21 protein-coding genes and 8 tRNA genes are annotated in these 22,560 nt (G+C 61.2%); 21 read left to right on the forward strand and 8 right to left on the reverse strand.

Annotated features, from left to right (window positions below; all coding sequences use genetic code 11):
• The first annotated feature begins 117 nt into the window (after positions 1 to 117).
• On the forward strand, positions 118 to 516 hold the full coding sequence (gene cheY / locus V3C40_RS13105; RefSeq protein ID WP_026132837.1) for a chemotaxis response regulator CheY: 399 nt from the start codon (positions 118 to 120) through the stop codon (positions 514 to 516).
• 75 nt (positions 517 to 591) lie between these two features.
• Here cheY and V3C40_RS13110 read toward each other — a convergent pair whose 3' ends face one another.
• Positions 592 to 1,344 carry an SDR family oxidoreductase gene (locus V3C40_RS13110; protein ID WP_331777651.1) on the reverse strand — a complete coding sequence of 251 codons (753 nt, stop codon included), beginning with the start codon at positions 1,342 to 1,344 and terminating at the stop codon, positions 592 to 594.
• A 293-nt stretch (positions 1,345 to 1,637) separates the two neighbouring features.
• On the opposite strand from V3C40_RS13110, the gene V3C40_RS13115 reads away from it, so the two are divergent.
• Positions 1,638 to 2,090, forward strand: a complete 453-nt coding sequence (locus tag V3C40_RS13115) for a hypothetical protein (RefSeq protein ID WP_331777652.1) — start codon at positions 1,638 to 1,640, stop codon at positions 2,088 to 2,090.
• A gap of 39 nt (positions 2,091 to 2,129) precedes the next feature.
• Here V3C40_RS13115 and panC read toward each other — a convergent pair whose 3' ends face one another.
• The 5 genes from panC to metG all read right to left on the reverse strand — a co-directional run bounded on the left by panC (position 2,130) and on the right by metG (position 6,946).
• Positions 2,130 to 2,969 (reverse strand): pantoate--beta-alanine ligase, encoded by an 840-nt coding sequence (gene panC, locus V3C40_RS13120; RefSeq protein WP_058048494.1) that lies wholly within the window; start codon positions 2,967 to 2,969, stop codon positions 2,130 to 2,132.
• Positions 2,970 to 3,023: 54 nt separating this feature from the next.
• On the reverse strand, positions 3,024 to 3,956 hold the full coding sequence (locus V3C40_RS13125) for a segregation and condensation protein A (RefSeq protein ID WP_331777653.1): 933 nt from the start codon (positions 3,954 to 3,956) through the stop codon (positions 3,024 to 3,026).
• A 17-nt stretch (positions 3,957 to 3,973) separates the two neighbouring features.
• Positions 3,974 to 4,183, reverse strand: coding sequence for a DUF3460 family protein (locus tag V3C40_RS13130; RefSeq protein WP_035826611.1), 210 nt, complete (start codon positions 4,181 to 4,183; stop codon positions 3,974 to 3,976).
• Between the two features lie 107 nt (positions 4,184 to 4,290).
• Positions 4,291 to 4,770 (reverse strand): GNAT family N-acetyltransferase, encoded by a 480-nt coding sequence (locus tag V3C40_RS13135; protein WP_034758490.1) that lies wholly within the window; start codon positions 4,768 to 4,770, stop codon positions 4,291 to 4,293.
• A gap of 19 nt (positions 4,771 to 4,789) precedes the next feature.
• The gene (gene metG / locus V3C40_RS13140; RefSeq protein ID WP_331777654.1) at positions 4,790 to 6,946 is read right to left on the reverse strand and encodes a methionine--tRNA ligase; all 2,157 of its coding nucleotides are present in this window, start codon (positions 6,944 to 6,946) and stop codon (positions 4,790 to 4,792) included.
• Positions 6,947 to 7,106: 160 nt separating this feature from the next.
• On the opposite strand from metG, the gene apbC reads away from it, so the two are divergent.
• From apbC to V3C40_RS13155, 3 genes are all read left to right on the forward strand, one after another.
• Positions 7,107 to 8,195 (forward strand): iron-sulfur cluster carrier protein ApbC, encoded by a 1,089-nt coding sequence (apbC, locus tag V3C40_RS13145; RefSeq protein ID WP_034758315.1) that lies wholly within the window; start codon positions 7,107 to 7,109, stop codon positions 8,193 to 8,195.
• 87 nt (positions 8,196 to 8,282) lie between these two features.
• The gene (locus V3C40_RS13150; protein WP_331777655.1) at positions 8,283 to 8,690 is read left to right on the forward strand and encodes a DUF4399 domain-containing protein; all 408 of its coding nucleotides are present in this window, start codon (positions 8,283 to 8,285) and stop codon (positions 8,688 to 8,690) included.
• Positions 8,691 to 8,829: 139 nt separating this feature from the next.
• A complete protein-coding gene (locus V3C40_RS13155; protein ID WP_331777656.1) occupies positions 8,830 to 10,506 on the forward strand; it encodes an alkaline phosphatase family protein in 1,677 nt (558 codons plus the stop codon).
• A gap of 208 nt (positions 10,507 to 10,714) precedes the next feature.
• Here V3C40_RS13155 and V3C40_RS13160 read toward each other — a convergent pair whose 3' ends face one another.
• The gene (locus tag V3C40_RS13160) at positions 10,715 to 12,289 is read right to left on the reverse strand and encodes a phospholipase D family protein (protein ID WP_331777657.1); all 1,575 of its coding nucleotides are present in this window, start codon (positions 12,287 to 12,289) and stop codon (positions 10,715 to 10,717) included.
• Between the two features lie 62 nt (positions 12,290 to 12,351).
• Positions 12,352 to 13,596: a diaminopimelate decarboxylase gene (gene lysA, locus V3C40_RS13165; protein ID WP_331777658.1), complete on the reverse strand. Its 1,245-nt coding sequence runs from the start codon at positions 13,594 to 13,596 to the stop codon at positions 12,352 to 12,354.
• Positions 13,597 to 13,745: 149 nt separating this feature from the next.
• On the opposite strand from lysA, the gene V3C40_RS13170 reads away from it, so the two are divergent.
• From V3C40_RS13170 to V3C40_RS13245, 16 genes are all read left to right on the forward strand, one after another.
• Positions 13,746 to 14,657, forward strand: coding sequence for a LysR family transcriptional regulator (locus tag V3C40_RS13170; RefSeq protein WP_331777659.1), 912 nt, complete (start codon positions 13,746 to 13,748; stop codon positions 14,655 to 14,657).
• A 70-nt stretch (positions 14,658 to 14,727) separates the two neighbouring features.
• Complete coding sequence (gene gltX, locus V3C40_RS13175) at positions 14,728 to 16,134, forward strand: glutamate--tRNA ligase (RefSeq protein ID WP_331777660.1); 1,407 nt, start codon at positions 14,728 to 14,730, stop codon at positions 16,132 to 16,134.
• 124 nt (positions 16,135 to 16,258) lie between these two features.
• Positions 16,259 to 16,334 (forward strand) — tRNA-Ala (locus V3C40_RS13180).
• A gap of 54 nt (positions 16,335 to 16,388) precedes the next feature.
• Positions 16,389 to 16,464, forward strand: a tRNA-Glu gene (locus V3C40_RS13185).
• Positions 16,465 to 16,598: 134 nt separating this feature from the next.
• Positions 16,599 to 16,674: transfer RNA gene (locus V3C40_RS13190), tRNA-Ala, on the forward strand.
• 36 nt (positions 16,675 to 16,710) lie between these two features.
• A tRNA-Glu gene (locus V3C40_RS13195) sits at positions 16,711 to 16,786 on the forward strand.
• A 47-nt stretch (positions 16,787 to 16,833) separates the two neighbouring features.
• Positions 16,834 to 16,909, forward strand: a tRNA-Ala gene (locus tag V3C40_RS13200).
• Between the two features lie 369 nt (positions 16,910 to 17,278).
• Positions 17,279 to 17,354, forward strand: a tRNA-Glu gene (locus tag V3C40_RS13205).
• Positions 17,355 to 17,476: 122 nt separating this feature from the next.
• Positions 17,477 to 17,552 (forward strand) — tRNA-Glu (locus tag V3C40_RS13210).
• Between the two features lie 66 nt (positions 17,553 to 17,618).
• A tRNA-Glu gene (locus V3C40_RS13215) sits at positions 17,619 to 17,694 on the forward strand.
• Positions 17,695 to 17,789: 95 nt separating this feature from the next.
• A complete protein-coding gene (gene earP / locus V3C40_RS13220; protein ID WP_331777661.1) occupies positions 17,790 to 18,959 on the forward strand; it encodes an elongation factor P maturation arginine rhamnosyltransferase EarP in 1,170 nt (389 codons plus the stop codon).
• A gap of 135 nt (positions 18,960 to 19,094) precedes the next feature.
• The gene (locus tag V3C40_RS13225; RefSeq protein ID WP_034758247.1) at positions 19,095 to 19,670 is read left to right on the forward strand and encodes an elongation factor P; all 576 of its coding nucleotides are present in this window, start codon (positions 19,095 to 19,097) and stop codon (positions 19,668 to 19,670) included.
• 200 nt (positions 19,671 to 19,870) lie between these two features.
• Positions 19,871 to 20,977, forward strand: coding sequence for an amidase family protein (locus tag V3C40_RS13230; RefSeq protein WP_331777662.1), 1,107 nt, complete (start codon positions 19,871 to 19,873; stop codon positions 20,975 to 20,977).
• 29 nt (positions 20,978 to 21,006) lie between these two features.
• A complete protein-coding gene (locus tag V3C40_RS13235; RefSeq protein WP_139143284.1) occupies positions 21,007 to 21,417 on the forward strand; it encodes a hypothetical protein in 411 nt (136 codons plus the stop codon).
• Positions 21,418 to 21,482: 65 nt separating this feature from the next.
• Entirely contained in the window at positions 21,483 to 21,941 is a 459-nt protein-coding gene (locus V3C40_RS13240) for an Ivy family c-type lysozyme inhibitor (protein ID WP_331777663.1), read from the forward strand.
• Positions 21,941 to 22,369, forward strand: a complete 429-nt coding sequence (locus tag V3C40_RS13245) for a GNAT family N-acetyltransferase (protein ID WP_331777664.1) — start codon at positions 21,941 to 21,943, stop codon at positions 22,367 to 22,369. The genes V3C40_RS13240 and V3C40_RS13245 overlap by 1 nt, the downstream gene beginning before the upstream one ends.
• Positions 22,370 to 22,560: the final 191 nt, after the last annotated feature.

The following is a 22,560-nucleotide window of genomic DNA, read 5'->3' on the forward strand; positions in this document are numbered from 1 at the left end:
GTTCGCCTAAAAGCAACGAAAATGCTATCCTACAACTTGCTGCCGTAGTGTCGACCATAATGTCGGCATTCATGTCGATATTATTAACAAACCGCTACAGAAACAACGGAGTTATTCATGGCTGATCCAAAGATGAAATTTTTAGTCGTTGACGATTTTTCGACGATGCGCCGCATTGTCCGGAATCTGTTGAAGGAACTGGGTTATGCCAACGTCGATGAGGCGGAAGACGGCGTGATGGGCCTGGCCAAGCTGCGCGCGGAATCGTTCGATTTCGTCGTGTCGGACTGGAACATGCCAAACATGGATGGCCTGACGATGCTGCAGCATATCCGCGCCGATCCCGCACTGGCCAAGCTGCCCGTGCTGATGGTCACCGCCGAAGCGAAAAAAGAAAACATCATCGCCGCCGCGCAAGCTGGCGCCAGCGGTTATGTCGTCAAGCCGTTCACGGCCGCGACCCTCGATGAAAAGCTGAACAAGATTTTCGAGAAGCTGGAAAAAGCCGGCGCCTGATCCAGGCTTGACCGTTATCAAGAAAACGCTGCCCGTGCAAACCGGCAGCGTTTTTTTCGTCAGTTCGCGCCTTGCTTACACCAGGCCGCCATTCGCACGTAACGTTTGTCCATTCACCCAGCGGCCATCCGGCCCGGCCAAAAAAGCCACGGCCGCGGCGATATCGTCCGGCGTACCCAGGCGTTCCAGAGGCGCCATCTTGCCCATGCGCGCTATCGTTTCTTCCGTCTTGCCGTTCAAGAACAGGGCCGTGGCCGTGGGGCCGGGGGCGATGGCATTGACGGTGATGTTCTTGCCGCGCAGTTCCTTGGCAAAGATATTCGTCATCGTCTCGATGGCCGCCTTGGTGGCGGCGTAGACGGCATAGCCGGGCAGGGCCAGGCCGATCACGCTGGTCGAGAAATTGACGACGCTGCCGCCGTGGCGCAAGCGCGTCGCCGCCTGGCGCATGGTGTTGAAGCTGCCCTTGACGTTGATGGCGAACAGGCTGTCGAAGGTGGCGTCGTCGGTCTCGGCCAGGGTGGGCAGCGCGGGCGGCATGATGCCGGCGTTGTTGACCAGCACATCGACGCCGCCGTAAGCCGCTTCGGCCGCATCGAACAGCGCTTGCACGTCGCCCGCATCGGCCACGTTGGCCTCGACGGCGATGGCGGCGCCGCCTTCCGCGACGATGGCTGCCACCAGCTCGTCCGCCGCATCCTTGCCGCTGGCGTAGTTGACGACGACCTGGATGCCGTCGCGCGCCAGGCGGCGGGCGATGGCCGCGCCGATGCCGCGCGAGGCGCCCGTGACGATGGCTACCTTGGCAGAGTTGGATGTTGTGTTCATGGGTGTTCTCCTGTCATGGTGGGAGGTCCGCATGCTGTTGCCGCGAACCAGTGCCATCATTTTGATCTTTATTCATGGATGGATAAAGATGGCAGTTTTGATTTCAATGTGCAAATTACATTAACAATGATGCCTGGCCTGCCTGGCGGGACAGGCAAGATCCCGCAGGTTTCAGGAGATTGCGCAAAGGAATGAAATATTTCCTAAAGTTAACTTTACACGTCAAATAATTTGGCCCATGATCGCTGCAGTATTCCACCTCTGTCCCCGACCCCGACACGAAGGAGCGCACGATGCGTCGAGCACCCGTATTATTTTTCGCCCTGAGCACGGCCCTGTTGGCGGCCTGTGGCGTGAGCCTTGAGCAAACCACCGCTGCACCTGTCGCGTCTGTCGAGATGCAGGAGCCGGCCGCGCAGCCGCCTGCCGAAGCCGATGGCCGGCATGCCTATCTGCACCGCGTGGGCGGCCAGGATTATGTCAGCCTGAGCCAGAGTGGCCCCGAGGGCGGCTTGCCCATCCTCACGGGTACGCAGCGCCATGCGCGCGCCATTCGCCTGCTGGCGGCCGATCCTGCCCAGGTACGTGCCATCCTGCGCAGCCTGAGGCTGCCTGCGAACCAGCGCAAGCTGTGGGCGGGAGAGGAAATCGTGCTCGATGCGGCCAGCTACGACATGTTGCAAGCGGCGCGCGGCAGCAACAAGCCGCTGTTTGCCGAACTGAAATTGGTAGGGATGGAGAAGTAGAGAAAGAAACGGGGCCGAATGGCCCCGTTGTGACAATGCTTAAATTTCGAGGTTGTCGATCAATCTGGTTTGACCCAGCTTGGCTGCGGCCAGCACCACCAGCGGCTCGCCGGCGGCCAGTTCGGCGGCGCTCGGTGCTTGCAGGTTGGCGCGCTTGCGCACGGCGATGTAGTCCGATTTCCAGCCGCGGCTGTTCAACAGCTGCATGCTGGCCTGTTCCAGTTCGCCCACGGCCAGATTGCCCTTGCGCACTTCTTCGGCCACGAAATTGAGTCCCTTGTACAGTTCCGGCGCTTCCGCGCGTTCGCTTTCCGATAGATACATATTGCGCGACGATAAGGCCAGGCCATCGTCCGCGCGGTAGGTTTCCGCAGCGATGATTTCCGTCGGCAGCGCGAACTGGCGCGCCATGTTGCGGATGATCATCAGCTGCTGGTAATCCTTCTTGCCGAACACGGCCACGCGCGGGCCCACGCACGAGAACAGCTTGGTGACGACCGTGCACACGCCTTCAAAGAAGCCAGGGCGGAACTCGCCTTCCAGGGTATTGCCCAGGTCATCGGGCGGGCGCACGCGGTATTCCTGCGGTTCCGGGTACAGTTCCTTTTCCGTCGGCGCGAACAGCACGTACACGCCTTCCTTTTCCAGCTTGGCGATGTCGGCCGCCATGGTGCGCGGATATTTCTCGAAGTCTTCGTTCGGGCCGAATTGCAGGCGGTTCACGAAGATCGAGGCGACGACGGGGTCGCCATGCTTGCGCGCCAGGCGCATCAGCGACAGATGGCCTTCGTGCAGGTTGCCCATGGTGGGGACGAACGCCGTGCGCAGCTGTCCGCTGAGCTGGTCGCGCAATTCTTCGATGTCGGAAATAATTTTCATGGATTGCTTTCGCTAAAACCCCGTTGTACGGTGGTCAGTGACAAAGGGAAGGGGTCAGGCGGGCGAATAGGCCAGCCGGACGTAGATGGGGGCAAACGGTTCTGCCTGCGTGATTTCGATCAGGGTTTCCTTGGCCAGTTCCAGCAGGGCCACGAAGTTGACCACCACCACGGGCACGCCGCCGGCAATGTCGAACAGCTCGCTGAACTCGACGAAACGCGACGATTGCAAGTGGCGCAGGATGCTCGACATGTGCTCGCGCACGGACAGTTCCTGGCGGCTGATGCGGTGATGCTGGGTCAGCTTGGCGCGTTTCAGCACGTCGAGCCACGCCTGCTGCAAGTCCACCGGTTCCACGTCGGGCCAGGTGGGCGTCAGGCTTTGCTCGATGAAAATCTGCGTGCGCACGAAATCGCGCTCGAACTGGGGGATGGCGTTCAGGTCGTAGGCGGCCAGCTTGATCTGCTCGTACTCGAGCAGGCGGCGCACCAGTTCGGCACGGGGGTCGCCGCCATCTTCCTCGACGTCACTCTTGCGCGAAGGCAAGAGCATGCGCGACTTGATCTCGATCAGCATGGCGGCCATCAACAGATACTCGGCGGCCAGTTCCAGGTTGCGCACGCGGATCTGGTCGACATATTTCAGATATTGCAGGGTCACCTGCGCCATCGGAATATCGAGAATGTTGAAGTTTTGCTTGCGGATCAGGTAGAGCAGCAAGTCGAGCGGGCCTTCGAAGGCTTCGAGGAAGATTTCCAGCGCGTCCGGCGGAATGTACAAATCCGTCGGCATGCGCATCATCGGCTCGCCATACAGGCGGGCGATGCCCAGCGGGTCGGCGGCGGGCGCCGCGTCCGTTACCGTTGTTGCAGATGCTGCAGGGTCGCCGCTGCCGTCGCCGTCTGCGACAGGTGGGGGCGACTCGATGACTACGCTGGCGCCGGAGGCGTCGGCTTCCGGCGTGACTGCAGAATCTTCAGGCAACATCGTGCCGGTTCCAGATCTTAGTTCTTGTTCTGGTAAACGTAAGCCTGTTGCTTGACGGCCGACGCCAGCTGGCGTTCCTGCTCATCGATGCTGACGGCCGGCTTGTCCCACAGCAGGGCGCGGCCCGCTTGCTGGCCCGCTTCCATGCCAGGGTTCTTGGCCTTCAGTTCGGCGATGAACAAGGTGTGGTCGGATACGTAGTTGGTGTGTTTTGCAGGCAGTTTCATATTCTCTTCTGAGTGTCTTATGGGTAAGGTCAGCCGGCCGTATTTTACCGCGCCGTGCGGCTTGGCGGGTTGTTGTATCGGCAAGTCCGGGGCGAAATTGCTAAAAATCAATAACGCAGCAAACGCCGCATCACCATCGGTGCCGGTTCTGCGGGGTTGGCGTGCGAATATTCCAGTTCTTCGGCCAGGTCGAATTCGAAGGCCGCATAAAAATCGATCAGCTTGCGCTGGTCGCGCCGCACTGCCAGGCGCAATTCCTCGGCCTGGCAGGACAGGCCGTGATGAATGATGGCTTCGAGCAAGTGCTGCGAGACGTGGCTGCCCCGGTAGGCGGGCAGCACGCCCATGCGTGAAATCTTCCAGATGGCGGGGTCGCTGTCGAGCGGCATCCAGCGCAGCGAACCGGCTGGAATGTCGTCGATCAGCAACAGAAAACCGCCGCCGTGGCGCAATTGCTCCGCCACTTGCTCGGCCGTCTCGTGGTGTCCACTGGACGAGGCTGCCACCTTGCCGGCCCATGCGGCGCGGGTCAGCTCGGCCATCAGCTGTGCATCGGCATTTGTTGCTTCGCGCACCACGATATTCATCATCGGTCCTTGTGGGCGCTTAGCGGATGCGCATGCCAGGTTCGGCGCCCGGCCACGGGTTCAGGATGTAGATGCCCGGATTCGCTTTCTCGTCGGCGGCGGACGCGGCCATGACCATGCCTTCGGAAATGCCGAACTTCATCTTGCGCGGCGCCAGGTTGGCCACCAGCACCGTCAGCTTGCCGACCAGTTCTTCCGGCTGGTACGCCGAGCGGATGCCGGAGAACACATTGCGCAAGCGGCCTTCGCCCGCATCCAGGGTCAGGCGCAGCAGCTTGTCCGAGCCGTCGACCAGTTCGCAGTTGACGATTTTCGCGATGCGCAGGTCGACCTTGAGGAAGTCGTCGATCTTGATTTCGGGCGCCAGTTCCTCGATGGCGGCAGCGGTTGCCACTGGAGCTGCGGCGTCATTCGCGGCGTCGCCGGCCGGTGCGGCAATGGCGGCGGCCGCTTGCGGCGCGTCGAACAGCGCTTCGATCATCTTCGCATCCATGCGCGTCATCAAATGGCTGTAGGCGCCGATGGTGCGGCCCAGCATGCTGTTCGAGACGGCGTCGCCGAACACCTGCGTGTCGGCCCAAGTGAATTCTGCGTCGTTGAGAAACGATGCCACGTTCTTCGCCACGCCCGGCAGGACCGGCGACAGCAGGATCGTCAACTGGCGGAACAGGATCAGGGCCGTGGTGCATACGTCGTGCAGTTCCGCGGTCTTGTCCGCGTCCTTGGCCAAAATCCACGGCTTGTTTTCATCGACATACTGGTTGGTGATGTCGGCGATTTCCATGATTTCGCGCAAGGCCTTGCCGAATTCGCGGTTCTCGAAGTGCGCAGCGATGCTGGACTGGCGCTCGACGATCACGCCGTTGGCGTCCACCGTCAGCGCGCGGTTGATCCAGCTTTGCGCGCCTTCCGACAGTGTCGACGCCAGCTTGCCGTCGAAACGCTTGGCGATGAAGCCGGCGCAGCGGCTGGCGATGTTCACGTATTTGCCGATCAGGTCGCTGTTCACGCGGGCGACAAAATCTTCGCCGTTGAAGTCCAGGTCTTCCACTTTCGAGTTCAGCTTGAAGGCGATGTAGTAGCGCAGCCATTCCGGGTTCATGCCCAGGTCCAGGTAGCGCAGCGGCGAGATGCCCGTGCCGCGCGACTTCGACATTTTCTCGTTGTTGACCGTCAGGAAGCCGTGTACGTTGACTTTCAGTTTGTCGATCACCGGGTGATTGGCGAATTTCAACATGGCGGGCCAGAACAGCAAATGGAAGGAAACGATGTCCTTGCCGATGAAGTGGATCTGTTCCGTCGACGGGTCATTCAGGAAGGCGTCAAAATCGATGCCTTTCTTGTCGCAATAGTTTTTCAGGCTGGCCAGGTAACCGACGGGCGCATCCATCCACACATAGAAGAATTTACCTGGTGCATCGGGAATCGGGATGCCGAAGTAGGGCGCGTCGCGCGAGATATCCCAGTCGGCCAGCTTTTCACCGGCTTCGCCCAGCCATTCGCTGACCTTGTTGACCATTTCCGGCTGCAAGCGGCCTGGCGTGTTGAGCCAATCCTTGAGGAATTCGAAGCAGCGCGGATCGGACAGCTTGAAGAAATACTGTTCCGACGGCTTCATCACGGGCGTCGCATTGGTAAACACGGAGAACGGGTTGACCAGGTCGGTCGGCTGATAGGCGGCGCCGCACACTTCGCAATTGTCGCCGTACTGGTTCTTGGCGCCGCATTTCGGGCATTCGCCCTTGATGTTGCGGTCGGCCAGGAACATGCCCTTGACCGGGTCGAAGAAGCGGTCGACGGTTTTCGTGACGATCAGGCCCGTATCGCGCAGCTTGCGGTAGATCGATTGCGACAGGTCGACGTTTTCCGGCGAATCGGTCGAATACCAGTTATCGAAGGCGATATGGAAGCCATCGAGATACTGGGCGCGGCCGGCCGCGATGTTGGCGACGAATTGCTGCGGCGTGATGCCTTCCTTTTCGGCGGCGATCATGATGGGCGTGCCATGCGTATCGTCGGCGCCCACAAAGTGCACTTCACGGCCGGCTGCGCCATCGCGTTGCATTCGCTGGAACCGGACCCAGATATCGGCCTGGATGTATTCCATGATGTGGCCAATGTGAAAAGCGGCGTTTGCGTAAGGCAGGGCAGTGGTGACGAACAGCTTGCGAGTCATGATTGATGCACTTTTGGGATGGATAATAGGACATTTTAACAGCGGAAAGGCAATATGAGCAGATGCAGGGCCGGCAAGTGATGCTTTTGCCGCCATCGCACCATGCAAATTTGCGCTAGACTGCGCGTATTGCACATATGTAGTACACACGGAGATTTACATGAGCATCACAGTAGAAGACGTCAAGGCCGCGCTGGCCCAGGTTATTGATCCAAATACACATAAAGATTTCGTTTCCAGCAAAACCGTCAAGAATCTGAAGGTCGACGGCGATGATATTTCCCTCGACATCGAGCTCGGCTACCCCGCCAAAAGCCAGATCGACCTGATCCGCAAATCCGTGCTGGCCGCCCTGCGCGTGCTGCCGGGCGTGGGCAACGTCAGCGTGGGCGTGTCGTCGAAAATCATTTCGCACACGGTGCAGCGCGGCTTGAAGCCGATGAGCAACGTGAAAAACATCATTGCCGTCGCTTCCGGCAAGGGCGGTGTTGGCAAATCGACCACGGCCGTCAACCTGGCCCTGGCTCTGGCGGCTGAAGGCGCCACCGTCGGCATGCTCGACGCCGATATCTACGGCCCGTCGCAACCGATGATGCTGGGCATCAGCGGCCAGCCGAAGACCCTCGACGGCAAGAGCATGGAACCGATGGAAAACCACGGCCTGCAAGTGTCCTCGATCGGCTTCATGATCGATCCGGACGAGCCGATGGTGTGGCGCGGCCCGATGGTCACGCAAGCCTTGCAGCAATTGCTGGACCAGACCAACTGGCGCGACCTCGATTACCTGATCGTCGACATGCCGCCAGGCACGGGCGACATCCAGTTGACCCTGTCGCAGAAAGTGCCCGTCACGGGCGCCGTGATCGTCACGACGCCGCAGGATATCGCGCTGCTCGACGCGCGCAAGGGCTTGAAAATGTTCGAGAAAGTCGGCATTCCTATCCTCGGCGTGGTGGAAAACATGAGCACGCACATCTGCTCGAACTGCGGCCATGCGGAGGAAATCTTCGGTGCCGGCGGCGGCGCGAAGATGTGCGCGGACTTCGGCGTGGAATTTCTCGGCGCCTTGCCGTTGACCATGGCGATTCGCCAGCAAACGGATTCGGGCACGCCCACCGTCGTGGCCGAGCCGGAAGGCCCCGTCGCCGTGATCTACAAGCAGATCGCCCGCACCATCGCGATCAAGGTGGCGGAAAAGGCGAAGGATATGACGAGCAAGTTCCCAAGCATCGTCATCAAGAACGACTAATTGTTGTGCTTGGCGCTCCCATGCGCCAAGGTCAGCAGGAATATGGTTTCATGCAGTCCGTGTTGTTATTTAACAAGAGGAGACATCATGCAATTGAACACCGTATTCCTGCGTCAAGCAGCCGCCGTGATCGCCGGCAGCCTGCTGGCCGCCAGCGCGTTTGCGCAATCCGTTTCCTTCGTCGAGCCAGCCGATGGCGCGACAGTGGCGAGCCCGTTCAAGGTCAAGTTTGCCGTCAGTGGCATGGACGTCAAGCCGGCCGGCGACATGACGGCCAAGACGGGCCACCATCATCTGCTCATCAATACGGGGCCGATGAAGGCGGGCGAAATGATACCCATGGATGACAAGCATTTGCATTTCGGCAAAGGACAGACGGAAACAGACGTCACCTTGCCGCCGGGCCAGTACACCCTGACGATGCAGTTCGCCAATGGCGCGCACCAGTCGTATGGGCCGGAGCTGAGCAAAAGCATCAAAGTGACGGTCAAGTAAGCCAGGCATCGTCATCTGTTTCGGCATCTGGCCGGGTTCCAGCAATGGGCCCCGGCCTTTTTCTTGTTATTGCTTCTGTCATCATTGCGTCATATAGTCGGCGTATGCTGCCCGGTGGCCTAACTTTTGATGAGTGGATATGACGAAACCTTTCTCCCTTTCCCGACAACTGGCGCAGGCGCTGCTGCTGGCCGCTGGCGTGGCGGCGTGCCACGCGCATGCGGCCAAGGCGGTGCCCAATACTGCGGCGCAGCCGAAGCTGGTCGTGGTGCTGGTGGTGGACGGCTTGCCGCAAGAGCAGGTGACGCGCTACCGCGACCAGTTCGGCCAGGGCGGTTTCCGCCGCCTGCTGGAGCAGGGCGCGTGGTTCAGCGATGCGCACCAGGCGCATGGCATCACGGTTACCGCCATCGGCCACTCGGCCGTGCTGTCGGGCGCCTACCCGTATCAGCATGGCGTGATCGGCAATAACTGGATCGATCCCGTCACGAAGAAATCCGTGTACTGCACCGAGGATGGCAATTTCCATTACATCGGCGAAGAGACGCAGCCCGATGACGGCACGGCGCCGACCAAGCTGCGCGTGAGCACCCTGGGCGACGAACTGCGTTATTCGACGGGTGACAATGCCAAGGTCGTCACTGTGTCGGGCAAGGACCGGGGCGCCATCCTGCTGGCCGGGAAAACGGGCACGGCCTATATGTACATGGAAAAGACGGGCAACTTCGCCAGCAGCACCTACTATATGCAGCAGCACCCTCAATGGGTGCAGCGCTACCAGGCCTCCAAACCGCAGGACCGCTATTACGGCAAGAGCTGGACGCCGCTGCTGGCCGATTCGGCCTATGCGCGCGACGCCCGTGATGATCTTGTGGCGGCCAAGCCGGGCGCGCGCAACACCTTCCCGTTTGCCTACTACAGCGACAGCGGCAAGCTCGATGGCGAGTACTACAGCCGCCTGAAGTCCGGTCCCTTCCTCGACGAGCTGACCCTGGAATTCGCCCGCGCCGCCATCGATGGCGAAAACCTGGGCCGCAATCCGGCCGGCGTGCCCGATATCCTCGGCGTGAGCCTGTCCGCGCACGACTACGTGAACCATGCCTACGGCCCGGAAAGCAAGATGTCGCACGACCATCTGCAGCGCCTGGACCGCATGCTGGCCGGCTTCTTTGCCGACCTGGATAAAAAAGTCGGCATGGATAACGTGCTCGTGGTGCTGACGGCCGACCATGGCTTCGCCAACGTGCCGGAATTTTCCGAGACGCGCGGCTTCTCCGCCAAACGCATCGATGGCGCCAAACTGGTCGATGCGCTGAACCAGCACCTGGCGACAAACCTGGGCATCGACAAGCTGGTGACGGCGTCGTCGCTGCCGAATATCTACCTCGATTACGCGCTGGCGGAAAAGAGCGGCGTCCATCGCGCCGCCCTGGAAGATGCGGCGGCCCGCTTTCTGATGCAGCAGGACGGCCTGGCGCAAGTCTACACGCGCACGCAGATGGAAACGGGAGCCGTCGCCACGCGCATGGACACCTTGATGCGTCGCGCCTGGAACCGCCAGCTGTCGGGCGACCTGATGGTCGTCACAAAGCCGGCCTGGTACTTCGGCAAGGGCAGTGGCGGCACCTCGCACGGCACGCCATACACCTATGACACCAACGTGCCGCTGATGGTCTTCGGCCCCCGCTGGATCAAGCCGGGCGCCTATGGCCAGTACGCGGAAGTGGTCGACATCGCACCGACCTTGGCCCATCTGCTGCGCATACGCCAGCCGTCGGCGTCGGAAGGGCGGATTTTGACGGAAGCGGTGCGCTAAGGCTCTTGGGCAGTGGTGTTGTCGGCTTACGCGCTGCGCGCTAAGCCGACCTACGGGGTTTGCATGTCGGCGCCGCCGCCAATTTGACCGGCGTTGTTTGCGTTTCGGTGCCGCCACCAACACGACCGGCCTTGGCCTTGTGAAGAGCGTAGGTCGGATTAGCGGGGCAAAGCCCCGCGTAATCCGACAACAACGTTGGCAAAACCGCTTACAACAACCAATCGATCGGCAGCAACGACAGAATCGCCACGCCCATGCGCTTCCACACGCTGGTGCCCGGTTCCGTGTCGTAGCGCGTGGTGGCGCCGCTGGCGTCGCGGGCGAGCCAGTACAGCGCGCCGTCGTCGCCCAGCATGACCTGATAGGCGCGCTGCGGGATCGTGGTGCGCATGGCTAGCCCCAGCTGGCTGGCCAGCGCGGGGCTGTCGATGACGAGGCCCATTTCCGTATTCAGCTCGATCGAGCGCGGGTCGAAGTTGAACGAGCCGACAAAGATGCGCTGGTCGTCGACGGCAAAGGTTTTCGCATGCAGGCTCGATGCGGAGCTGCCGAAGCGGCCCGGCTGTTCGCGCGCATCGCCCGCTTCCCACGAGCGGCGCGATTCGTACAGCAGCACGCCCGCTTCCAGTAGCGGCTTTCTCCACTTCGCATAACCGGCATGCACGGCCGCCACGTCGGTCGCTTCCAGCGCATTCGTCAGGATGCGCACGCCCACGCCTTTTTTCGCCAGGTCGGCAAAGGCTTGCGTGCCCGATTTGCCGGGCACGAAATACGGCGATACCAGGTCCACTTCCTTTTCAGGCACGCCCAGCAGGTTTTGCAGGTTTTCCGCTACGCCCGTGCCGGGCCTGGCCTTGTCCAGCACCTTGGCCGGGTCGTCGCTGACCATGCGCGTCCTGGCCCATTCGAAGGGCAGGGTGCGTTCCATCATCTGCTTGACGAAGGGCGAGGTGCGCAGCGCCTGCACGTATTCCTCGGCCGCCTTGGTGTCGTCGATGCGGTCCGCCTCGGCGGCGATAGTGGCCGCGTCGCCTTCGACAGGGCTCGTCAGCAGCAGCCTGGCCGGGTAGGCCGAGGCGCTGTTCCAGTAGCGGTCGAAATCGTGCGAGACCTCGTCGACGACGGGGCCGATGGCCAGCACGTCCAGGTCGGCGAACAGCACGTCGCCGGCCGCGCCAAAATATTCATCGCCCACATTGCGCCCGCCAATGATGGTGGCCTGGTTATCGGCCGTGAACGATTTGTTGTGCATGCGCCGGTTGAGGCGCGAAAAATCCGTGGCAAAGGCGAGTGCGCGCGGCGCACGGGGAATAAAGGGGTTGAACAGGCGGATTTCCAGATTCTGCTGCTTGCCCAGCATGGTCAGGGTCTGGTCCAGGCCCGCCGTGTTGTTATCGTCGAGCAGCAGGCGCACGCGCACGCCCCGTTCGGCCGCCTGGCGCAAGGCATCGAACAGCAAGGTGCCCGTGATGTCCTTGTGCCAGATGTAGTACTGCACGTCCAGGCTGCGCTGGGCCGCGGCGGCCAGCAGGGCGCGCGCGGCAAACGCATCGCGCCCGTCGACCAGCGGATAGATGCCGGACACGCCCGGATGCTGCGCCACCATGGGCGCAATGGCCGTGGCCAGTTGGGTGTGCGCGGTATCGGTGACGACTTGGGAAGGGACGCGGCCTTCCAGCGAGGGCAGTGAAGCGCAGCCGGCGAGGACGGCGGACAGCAGCAGGGGCAGCAGAGGCAGCAGCCGCAGGCTGGCGCTGCGTGAGGGTAGTGCGGGAACGGGCATGGCGGGCTTTCATCGAGTTGCACGATGTTAGCAGATGCGCATGCCCGCACGCGGGCGCGGTTTTACAGTTGTTCCAGCGCGATCAGTTCGGCCACCGTTTGGCGGCGGCGAATCAAGCGGGATTGCTCCCCATCGACCAGGTATTCGGCCGCATGGGGGCGGCTGTTGTAGTTCGACGACATCGACGCGCCATACGCGCCCGCGCCTTCGAAGACGACGTAGTCGCCCACCTGCGCTGCTGGCAGCAGACGTGTTTCGACCACGCCGCCATCGCGCTGGGTAAACACGTCGCCCGATTCGCACAGGGGGCCGCCGACGACGGTGGCGCATGCGGGGCTGGCGTCCAGCGCGCGGCCGTCATGCGCGATCACCGACATTTCATGGTAGCTGCCGTACATGGCGGGGCGCATCAGTTCATTGAAGCCCGTGTCGAGCAGGGTGAAGTGGTTGCCGCCCATTTGCTTGGTGGCGCGCACTTCGGCCACCAGCAAGCCCGCGTCGGCCACGAGGAAGCGGCCCGGTTCGATTTCCAGGTGCACGGGATGGCCCAAGTGCGCCTCGATCTGCTTGCGTGCCGCATCCCACAGCTGGAAGTAGTGGTCCGTATCGACGGGCTGCTCGCCGTCGCGGTAAGGCACGGACAGGCCGCCGCCCGTGGAAATGGCTTCGATGTCGTGGCCCATGTTCTTGACCAGGTCGACCATGGTGCCGCAGACGGTTTCCAGGTGGCTGTAGTCGACGCCCGAGCCGATGTGCATGTGCAGGCCCACCAGGTGCAGGCCATGCGCGCGGATGACGGCCAGCGCCTTCGGCAGTTCTTCGTGCCAGATACCGTGCTTGCTGTTTTCGCCGCCCGTGTTGGTCTTGTTGCTGTGGCCATGGCCATAGCCGGGATTGATGCGCAGCCAGACGCGGTGGCCGGGCGACACGGGGCCCAGCTGGCGCAGCATGTCGACGGAACCGCAATTGACTTCAATTTTTGCCGCCGCCACGCGCGCCAGGGTGGCGCGGTCGAACAGGTCGCATGTGAACACCACGCCGGCGGCGCCGTTGGTTTGCGCCGGCGTAAAGCCCGCCTGCAGCGCGCGTTCGATTTCGCCCAGCGAGACGGCATCCACGTGCACGCCCGCTTCGCGCATCAATGTCAGCAGGTGAATGTTCGAATTGGCCTTTTGCGCGAAGCGCACGGTGTCGAACTGCGCCAGTTGGGCGATGCGCGCGCGGATGGTGGCCGCGTCATACACCCACAATGGCGTGCCGTGTTCCTGGGCGAGTTGGGCGAGGGTGGCGTCTGACACTGGTTTCATGGTGGCCTGTCTTTGTCATGTTGTGGGGTGGTGTCGGATTACGCGGGCTTTGCCCGCTAATCCGACCTACGATGCTGGCCATGATGCGGGTTTTTTGGCTAAACATAAAATATCCATTTAAGCTGACCTTATTCATTTATGATATGGACATGACTATCTCCCTGCGCCATATCGAAGTCTTCCGCGCCATCATGACGACGGGCAGCGTGACGGCCGCCGCCGCCATGCTGCATACGTCGCAGCCCACCGTCAGCCGCGAGCTGGCGCGCCTCGAGCATTTGACGGGCTTGACCCTGTTCGAGCGCGAGCGGGGGCGGCTGCGTCCGACGGCCCAGGCGCTGCAACTGTTCGAGGAAGTGCAGCGCGCTTATTTCGGCCTTGAGCGCATCGTCAGCACGGCGGCGGCCCTGCGCCAGTTCGACCAGGGACAGTTGTCGATCGCCTGCCTGCCCGTGTTTTCCCAGTCCTTGCTGCCGCAGGCGTGCAAGCGCTTCGTCGCCGATTTTCCCAAGGTGAGCATCAGCATCACGCCGCAGGAGTCGCCGCTGCTGGAAGAGTGGCTGTCGGCGCAGCGCCATGATATCGGCCTGACGGAAGTGGGCAATGCGCCGCCGGGCACGGCGCTCGCCACCCTGATGTCCGTCGATGAGGTGTGCGTGCTGCCCGATGGCCATGCGCTCGCCGGCAAGGCCGTGCTGCAGCCGGCGGACTTCGCGGGCCAGCCTTTCATCAGCCTGGCCGCCGTCGACCCGTATCGCCAGCAGATCGACGCCATCTTCGCGCAGGCCGGCGTGGAGCGGCGCCTGGCGCTCGACACGCACAGCGCCGCTTCCGTCTGCGCGATGGTGCGCGAAGGCGTGGGGCTGGCCATCGTCAATCCGCTCACGGCCCTCGACTATGCGGGGCAGGGCTTGCAGATCCGCCGCTTTGCCGTGTCCTTGCCGTTCACCGTGAATCTGGTCAAGCCTTTGCACCGGCCCTTGTCGCAACTGGTGGCCCTGTTCGAGCAGGCGCTGCATGCGCAGGCGGACGAAGTAAAAAGGCGCTTGCTGCAGCTGTGACGGCGCTTGTGGAGCGGCGGCGGTCAACAGAGTAAAATGGCGTTTTACTTATTCAAGCCTGATTACTTCGATGACCACAACCGCTACTCCCGTCCGTACCCGTTTCGCTCCCAGCCCGACCGGCTATCTGCACCTGGGCGGCGCCCGCACCGCTTTATACAGCTGGGCGTATGCCCGCCACTTCGGCGGCACCTTCGTGCTGCGCATCGAAGACACGGACGTGGAGCGTTCCACGCCGGAAGCCGTGCAAGCCATCATCGAAGGCATGAAGTGGCTGGGCCTGGACCACGACGAAGGCCCGTTCTACCAGATGCAGCGCATGGACCGCTACCGTGAAGTGGTGGCGCAGATGCTGGCCGAAGGCACTGCATACCACTGCTACTCGTCGCCGGAAGAAGTCGAAGCGATGCGCGAACGCATGCGCGCCGCTGGCGAAAAGCCGCGCTACGACGGCACCTGGCGCCCGGAACCAGGCAAGACGCTGCCTGCCATTCCTGCCGACCGCAAGCCCGTCGTGCGCTTCAAGAATCCGCTCGATGGCGATGTGAGCTGGGACGACGTGGTCAAGGGCACGATCACGATCTCGAACCGCGAGCTGGACGACCTGGTGATCGCCCGTCCGGACGGCACGCCGACGTACAACTTCTGCGTGGCCGTCGATGACTGGGACATGCAGATCACCCACGTGATCCGCGGCGACGACCATGTCAATAACACCCCGCGCCAGATCAATATCCTGCGCGCCATCGGCGCACCGCTGCCGCTGTACGGCCACCTGCCGATGATCTTGGGTGCGGATGGCGAAAAGCTGTCGAAGCGCCACGGCGCCGTCAGCGTGATGGATTACCCGGCGCAGGGCTTTCTGCCGGAAGCGATGCTGAACTACCTGGCGCGCCTGGGCTGGAGCCATGGCGACGATGAAGTTTTCTCGACCGAGCAGTTCTGCGAGTGGTTCAACCTGAACCACCTGTCGAAATCGGCGGCCCAGTTCAACAATGAAAAACTGGCCTGGCTGAACAACCACTATATCAAGCAGGCCGACAACAGCCGCCTGGCTGACCTGGCCCGTCCGCAAATGGTCGCTGCCGGCGCCGTCTTCGAAGGCGCGCCGGACCTGGCGCAAGTGCTGGGCATGATGAAAGAGCGCGCCAACACGGTCAATGAACTGGCCGCCGCCTCGATGCTGTTCTTCCGCGAGCCGCAGCCGGAAGCGGAGCTGGTGGCGCAGCACATCACGGATGCCATCAAGCCCGTGCTGGCGCAGTTTGCCGAGCGCATCGCCACGGTGGAGTGGAGCAAGGAAGCCGTCGCCGCCATGATCAAGGAAGTGCTGGCCACCAATACCATCAAGATGCCGCTGCTGGCCATGCCTTTGCGCTTGATCTTGACGGGCCAGTTGCAGACCCCGGCCATCGACCAGGTAGTGGTGATCTTCGGCCGCGACACCGTGCTGGCGCGTCTGGCAAAGTGGCTGTAATCGCCGCTCTTAAATACGCGTAAAAATACGGCGCGGAAACCGCCCCTATGAAAAGTTGCTCATAGACGAAAAAGGGTATTTGCAGAGTGAAACTTCTTTGCTATACTCTTGTTTCTGCACCAACGGGGGTATAGCTCAGCTGGGAGAGCGCTTGCATGGCATGCAAGAGGTCAGCGGTTCGATCCCGCTTACCTCCACCAGCAGCAATGATGTTGCTTGTTGAAGTGGTGCAGATGTTGTTTGGAAGTTCCGCGGTCCCCATCGTCTAGAGGCCTAGGACATCACCCTTTCACGGTGAGTACAGGGGTTCGAATCCCCTTGGGGACGCCAGGTTGTTGTGGTATAGTAGTGGCAGTTGTTTGTACTGATTGTTGTAAGTTCAGGCCCGTAAAAACGGAATCTGGATGGAAAGCAAGTAGTGGAACAAAGTCGCCAAGTGCGGCTTTTATTATTTCTGCGCCCGGGGGGGTATAGCTCAGCTGGGAGAGCGCTTGCATGGCATGCAAGAGGTCAGCGGTTCGATCCCGCTTACCTCCACCAACAGCGCAGAGGTAAAGAAGTAAATGTAGTGCCGAGGTCCCCATCGTCTAGAGGCCTAGGACATCACCCTTTCACGGTGAGTACAGGGGTTCGAATCCCCTTGGGGACGCCAGTTCAGTCTGGTGTTGTAGTAAATAAGTAGCAGTGTTTCTGCGCCCGGGGGGTATAGCTCAGCTGGGAGAGCGCTTGCATGGCATGCAAGAGGTCAGCGGTTCGATCCCGCTTACCTCCACCAACAGCGCAGAAACAGGTAGTGAATAAATCAAAGTCGCCTTGAGCGGCTTTTTTTACGTCCGTGCCCCGTCCTGGAGTAGGGCGTAGGTCGGATTAGCGCAGCGTAATCCGACAGCACCATCGGCCTAACTCGGCATCCATAAGTCGCTTATGCGGCTTTTTTTGCGCCTGCTGAAATCGCAATAACGCAGTATTGCCATATCGCACGAGCATCTTCTGCCTCATAGCGGGATCCCTGCAAATAAGATGGAAAATAAAACCCCCGGCAGTTGATTTCGTGAATCACCCCATGCTATACTTCGCGCACGCTTTTTTGAGGGGCTAAGCAAAGCCTTCAACGAAGAGTCCGCTGAGAGTAAAGCCAGCACAGGTCCCCATCGTCTAGAGGCCTAGGACATCACCCTTTCACGGTGAGTACAGGGGTTCGAATCCCCTTGGGGACGCCAGGATTTCGTTGTAAAGTAAGAGCGCAGTGCTGAACGGGCCTGACAAGTCAGGCTTTTTTTGTTTCTGCGATTGCTGCAGTACAGGGTCAGGATGCAAAGTAGCGCATTCAGGACAGATTTCTGTCCCCATCGTCTAGAGGCCTAGGACATCACCCTTTCACGGTGAGTACAGGGGTTCGAATCCCCTTGGGGACGCCAGATTCTCAAGCAGTAAGACAAGTAACAGGTCGGGATGCAAAGCAGCGCATTCAGGACAGATTTTCTGTCCCCATCGTCTAGAGGCCTAGGACATCACCCTTTCACGGTGAGTACAGGGGTTCGAATCCCCTTGGGGACGCCAGACCGGCTGAATCAGCCAACAAAAAAGCCGCCTGGTAACAGTGCGGCTTTTTTGTTGTGGGCTGCCATGTCACGTTTTTCTCTTCTCCTTTGAATATGCCATTAGCTACCGATCGCGCGCCATCCCTGGCCATCTTCTGCAAAGTCGTCGACAACTACGGCGATATCGGCATTTGCTGGCGCCTCGCGCGGCAGTTGCAAAGCGAACATGGGGTGGTCGTGGCCTTGTGGGTCGATGATTTAGCCAGTTTCCAGCGCATCTGTCCTGACATCGACGTGGCAGCCGAAGCGCAGCAAGTCTCCGGCGTCACGATACGCCATTGGTGCGGCCAGGATGGCGTGTTTGCGCCGGCCGATATCGCCGACATCGTCATCGAATTCTTTGCCTGCGACATTCCGCCCGGCTATATCGCCGTCATGGCGCAGTGCGCGCCGCAGCCCGTGTGGCTGAACCTGGAAGGCTTGACGGCCGAAGAGTGGGTCGAGGGCTGCCATGCGCTGACGTCGCCGCGCCACGGCATGATCAAGCATTTCTTCTTTCCCGGCTTCACGGATAAAACGGGCGGCTTGCTGCGCGAAGCGGCGCTCGACGAGCAGCGTCTGGCGTTCCAGTCCGATGCGCCCGCCATGGCGGCATTCCTCGGGCGGTTCGGCGTGACGGCGGCGGACATGCGCGCCTTGAAAGTGTCGCTGTTCTGCTATCCATCCGCACCCGTCGCCGAGCTGTTTGCGGCGTGGCAGGCGGGCAGCGAACCCGTGACGTGTCTGGTGCCGGAAGGCGTTGCGTTCGATGCCGTTCAAGCGTTTATCGGCGACGATGCGGCGGTGCCCGGTGCGGCGCGCACGCACGGCGCGCTTACCGTGCGCGTGCTGCCTTTCGTGCCGCAAGACGATTACGACCGCCTGTTGTGGGCTTGCGACGTGAACCTGGTGCGCGGCGAGGACTCGTTCGTGCGCGCGCAATGGGCCGGTCAGCCGTTTCTCTGGCATATCTATCTGCAGGATGAAAACTTGCATCACGTGAAATTGCGCGCCTTCCTGCAGCGCTATGCGGCGGATGCGGACGGTCCCATCGACAGCCTGGTGCAGGCGGCGCTGGCCTGGAATGGCGCCAGCGCGGAAGCCTTGCCGTGGGCCCGGCTGTGGCCCGCATTGCAGGCCGATTTGCCGCGCATCCGGGCGCGCGCGCAGGCCTGGCGGCGGCAGATGCAGGCTAATGGCGATCTGGCAAGTAACCTGCTGGCGTTCGCTGGCGCGACGAGATAGGCGCTTGCCCAAAATTAAGGTAAAATGCCCGGTTATTTCTAACGTATTTTTAACCGATCAAACGCAAGCTTGCGGCGCTGATGGCGCACAGGCGGCAGATGGTCTTCATGCAACCCACTTTTTACGTACATTCCTATGAAACCCGCAAAAGAAATTCGTGTTGGCAATATCATCATGGTCGACAGCAAGCCAATGATCGTGTTGCGTTCTGATGTCAACGGTTCGAGCCGCACGGGCTTCACCTACAAATGGAAGATGAAAAATCTTCTGACGAACACCCCGATGGAAAACGTGTTCCGCGGCGACGACAAGTTCGACGTTGTTGTTCTGGATAAAAAGCCAGTGACGTATTCGTACTTCGCCGACCCGCTGTTCGTGTTCATGGACACCGAGTACAACCAGTACGAAATCGAAGAAGAAAACCTGGGCGAAGCGCTGAACTACCTGAAAGATGGCATGGAATGCGAAGCCATTTTCTACGACGGCAAAGCTATCTCCGTTGAACTGCCTACGACCATCGCCCGTCAAGTGGTGTACTCGGAGCCAGCGGTCAAGGGCAACACCTCGGGCAACGTCCTGAAAGAAGCCAAGATCGAAAACGCCATCGACGCGCACCGCCACACCGTGCAAGTGCCGCTGTTCGTGGCACAGGACGACGTCATCGAAATCGACACCCGCACCAACGAATACAAGCGTGTCGTACGCAACTGATTTGCTCCAGTACTGGACCATCAAGAAACGCTGCCTTCGGGCGGCGTTTTTTTTTGCTTGGAAAATAATTCCTTATCACAACTATTAGCTTGCAAGGACTGCTATGCTATGGCTAGCACATTATTGCGTTAGAAACATTGAGGTTTCCTGGAGATACGATGCAGCGCAGTCAGATGTTACGCAGTGGCGCGTCCCGGAGCGTGCCGCGCCCCGTACTGGCCCGTGCCACGGCGCCGGCCAGTCCCATGGCTCATCTGCTCGACGCCGGCGTCTTGCCGCAACAGCAGATGATGCAGGCAGGCAAACTCAGTTCCCATGCGCTGACGTCGCAGTACCTGGCCCGCATCCGCTCCCTGTGCAGCATCGGCGCGCGCGCCTATCCCGGCATTGAAATCAATCCCGACGCCTTGAAAATCGCCCTGGAAATGGACCGCGAGCGGCAAGTGCACAAGGTGCGCGGCCCCTTGCACGGCATCCCCGTCGTCTTGCGCGACAACATCGCCACGGGCGACCGCATGAAGACGCGCACGCAGGCGCCCCTGGCCACGCATGCCAGCTGCGATTCCTTCGTGGCGGCGCGCTTGCGCGCGGCCGGCGCCGTCATCATCGGCAAAAGCAATTTGCGCCAGTGGGCCGCCGTCAGCGTGCCGCACGCCAGTGCCAGCTGGGCCGGGCTCACCATCCTGGCCGTCGACAGCGCGGTGGACGGCTCCATCGTCGCGCCTGCTTCAAACTGCGGCCTGGTTGCCATCAAGCCCACAGGCATGGCCGCAGGCGGGCAGGGCGGCGAGCCGGCCACTGCCGGACCGATGGCGTCCAGCGTGCGCGAGGCGGCCTGGCTGCTTGCCGCCTTGAGCGGCGAGCGCCTGGCCGATGGCGTGGTGTTCGATGCCGCCGGCTTGCGCGGGCGTCGCATCGGCGTGGCGCGCAGCCTGTTCGGCCTGTGCGCCGGCACCGATGCCGTGATCGAGCAGGCGCTGAACGTGCTGCGCGAGCAGGGCGCGGAACTGATCGAATTGCCGCCCGCGCCCGGGCCGGGCGGCATCGAAACGCTGCTGCGCTCGGATGGCCTCGATGCGCTGGTGGGGCCGACCTGCCACGGCGTAGCGCAGCCGCAGTCCGACTTGCCGCACATCACGGTGCCTGCCGGCGTGCTCGGGGGCTTGCCGGTCGGCTTGTCCTTCATCGGTCCTGCCCACGGCGAGAAGCCGCTCATTGCGATGGCGTATGCCTACGAGCAGGCGACCTTGCACCGGCGTACGCCCGCACTGCCATCGAGCATCACCCTGGCGCTGCGCCGACCATGATGATTCCTTTCGTTTTCTTTCGATAAACTATGCTTGCAACCTTGCTGCTGAGTGCGGCCGTGGCCGCCACCCCGACTCCTTTCGATGCCGAGCAACTGTCCGGCAGCTGGTCCGACAGCGTGAATACAAATAGTGTGTGCGAAGAAGCGCGCCACTTCACGCGCATGCAGCTGTCAGACGACCATCAGCGGCTGGCGATCTTCAACGACCGTACGTGGAAAAGCAAGCTGGGCGAAACCAACCGCTTTGCCGCGACGGTGGTGGCGGAAACGGAGCGTAGCCTGACGTTACGCTATGACAATGAAACCCGCCTCAATGCCGCCGGCAAGCTGGTGGAATGGCAATTGATCATCGTCGCGCCCGGCGTGTACCGCTGGCGCGAGACGGGCTGGCCCGAAGGCAAGGTCAACGGGGTGGTCGGCATCCGCTGTTCTCCCTGAGGCGCGCGCACAAGCATGCCATTCTGCTATGCTTTCGGCATTATTCGATATTGTTAGGAACTTGCATGTCCGTACGTTTGCTCCTGTCCCTGTTCCTGGGCGCTGCCGTGGCGCTGGCCGCCATGCCGGCGCAGGCCCGTACGCCGAGGCTGTCGCTGATCGAGCAGGCGCAAAGTTGCGACGGCGGCGCTACCTGTCCGTATTTCCCGGATGTCTACAAGGCGGATTACGCCTTTCGCAAGGCTTTTAATGTCGGCTTGAAAAAGGCGGGCCTGAAGCGGCAGCGCTGGGTGCCCGATGGCGTGGCCAGCCCGCTCAAGCCGGTCGAGATCGACGGCAAGGCGCGCCTGCTGAGCAGCGTCTGCGAACCGCACAATTGCGGCCACCGCTATTCGATTTTGTACGACCCGGCCGCGCGCAGCATGACGGGCGTGTACATGGGTAGCGATGGCAAGGGCGGCGTGCGCACCGTCTACTTCGGCGAGCCCAGCATCGCAGAAGCCGAACTGCTGTACAAGAACTGATGCACGCGTCACTGCACATTTCCAGCGAGCGCGACGAACTGGACGTGCCCATGATTCACCGCTACCTGAGCGAGCAGTCGTACTGGAAGCGCGGCGTGGCAATCGACACGGTGCGCAAGGGGATCGCCAATGCGCTGTGTTTCGGCGGCTATGTTGATGGACAGCAAGTGGCGTTCGCCAGGGTCGTCACCGACTACACGGATTTTGCGTACCTGCGCGACGTGTTTGTGCTGCCGCAATACCAGGGGCGCGGCTATGGCAAGCAGATGGTGGTCGCCGTGCTCGGCGATGAGCGCTTGTGCGATGTCGCCTGGATGCTGGGCACCGACGATGCGCACGGCCTGTATGCTGGCTTTGGTTTTACGCCGCTGGAGGCGCCGCAAAAGTACATGCGCCGCCCGGCGCCAGTAAAATTATCAAAAGAATAGTTGATTCCATAAAAACTATTGATATTGTCGTATTAGATTAATATTGCCTTGATAATGACAATATGTCATTATGCGCGCTCTGCTGCGATTGCGCAGCCGTACTTTGCTGGTGTTTTGCCTTGCCATCGCCATACGGTGAGGGCGAGCTGAATGAGCGGTCTGACTGGTCGTCCCCTGGGTACGTTTTTTCG

It is taken from the genome of Janthinobacterium sp. LS2A (assembly GCF_036543145.1).
GTDB classification, from domain to species: Bacteria; Pseudomonadota; Gammaproteobacteria; order Burkholderiales; family Burkholderiaceae_D; genus Janthinobacterium; species Janthinobacterium aestuarii.